Here is a 1,829-nt window from a genome sequence, read left to right as displayed (position 1 = left end):
GGCGACCCGCGAACAGTCGACCGGTCTCCAGGAGATCAACACGGCCGTCAACACCATGGACCAGGGCACGCAGCAGAACGCAGCGATGGTCGAGGAACAGACGGCGGCAAGCCACGGCCTTGCCTCCGAGGCTGCCTCGCTCAACGCGCTGCTCGCCCAGTTCAACCTCGGCGATACGCAAGGGGTTTACGCGGCAGCGACCCATCACCGCCGCCGGGCAGCGTAATTCTCGCCGCCAGTCGATCATGCAAAAGGCCCGGGAGACCGGGCCTTTTCTTTGCGCACTGCATCAGGATTCTCGTCTTTCACTGCAAGATCGTGAGTCATGCCCTTGTTTCTTAAGCTTTGATAAAGCGGTCGCGCATACCGTTTCTTCGCCGCGAAATGACTTCGCTCCGCACGTCGCCTCCAGATCCGTCTCGCGATGTGTTCCAGACACCTGTCCCGATGCTCGCAATGAATGTTTTGGCCGCGCACGACCAGAATGGTTGAAGCGCGAGGGGAGACGTACGGTGATCCTAAAGACTGCAACGGCAAGAAACATGTTCGCCATCGTGATGACCGGGCTCGTGACCTCGATGGTCACGGCCGCCGTCGTCTTCTGGCTCTCCTATCAGCAACTGCGCGAACGCAGCATTGCCGAAATGACCAATGCTGCCTCGGCAAGTGCGCGCAGCGTCGAGACGAAGTTTGCCGAGGGCAAGACACTCGCAAACAACATCCGCTCCGCACTTTACGCCGTCCAGGGGACCGGCGCTCCCTCGCGCGCCGAGATCGAGACGCTGATGAAGCGCCTGATCATCGACAATCCGCTGGCCGTCGGCATGAGCACCGGCTGGGAGCCGAACGCCTTTGACGGCAAGGACGCCGACTATGTCGGCAAGCCCGGCCATGATGCGACCGGCCGCTTCGTTCCCTACATCGCCCGCTCCGGCGACAAGGTGATCCACGAGGCGCTCGCCGACTACGACAAGCCGGGTCCCGGCGACTACTACCAGATCCCGAAGAAGACCGGCCTCGACATGGTCACCGAGCCCTACGTCTACCCGATCAACGGCAAGGACGTGCTGATGACCTCGATCATGGTGCCGTTGAAAAAGGATGGCGCCTTCACCGGCGTTGTCGGCGTCGACATGGCGCTCGGCGAGCTCTCGACCGAACTCGGCAAGCTGAAGCCGTTCGGCACCGGGTTTGTGTCCCTGATCAGCAAGGACGGCAGCATCATCAGCCACCCGGATAGCAATGTTCTCGGCAAGGTGCTGAAGGACACGCCCCTGCAAGGGGAGGGTTGGGGGCAGTTGCTGGCCAGCACCGGCCATGCCTTCGCGCTGAAACACACCGACGGCACCGAACACCTCGCCGTCGCCGTGCCCGTGAACCTTCTGCCGGATACCGTCTGGTATGTCGTCGTCTCGGTACCCGAGGCAACGGTCTTTGCCGGCCTTTCGCAGCTTGCCATGATCTCGATCGCCGTCATCGCCGTTGCGGCCGCCATCATGATCGTCGTCGGTTGGACGCTTGCCAGCCGCTTCCGCAAGCGGGTCGCCAATGTCATCGGTGTTACCGGCCAGATCGCTGCCGGCGAGACCGACGTTGACCTCTCGGAAGCCGAGCGCAAGGACGAGATCGGCGATCTCGCCCGGTCACTGCGGGTTCTGCGCGATGCGACCATTGCCAAGATGCAGCTCGAAAGCGAAGCGGACGCCAACCGGTCGCTGTCGGAACGCGAGCGCCTCGAGCGCGAAGCGCAGAAGGCGCGTGACGCTGCCGAAATCCAGCAGGCCGTCGATGGTCTTGCGTCCGGCCTTGGCCGCCTTGCCGATGGCGAT

The 1,829-nt window shown here is 62.9% G+C and carries 1 protein-coding gene and 1 pseudogene; both read left to right on the top strand.

Going from position 1 to position 1,829, the window contains the following annotated elements; genetic code table 11:
- Nucleotides 1-226 (top strand): annotated as a pseudogene (locus tag VGO12_RS23280) (chemotaxis protein); the annotation flags it as partial.
- Between the two features lie 286 nt (nucleotides 227-512).
- On the top strand, nucleotides 513-1,829 hold a 1,317-nt coding region (locus VGO12_RS23275; protein ID WP_327515106.1), incomplete at its 3' end, for a PDC sensor domain-containing protein.

It is taken from the genome of Ensifer sp., from assembly GCF_035999135.1.
Lineage (GTDB): Bacteria > Pseudomonadota > Alphaproteobacteria > Rhizobiales > Rhizobiaceae > Ensifer.
This window is presented reverse-complemented; position numbering and strand designations above follow the sequence as displayed.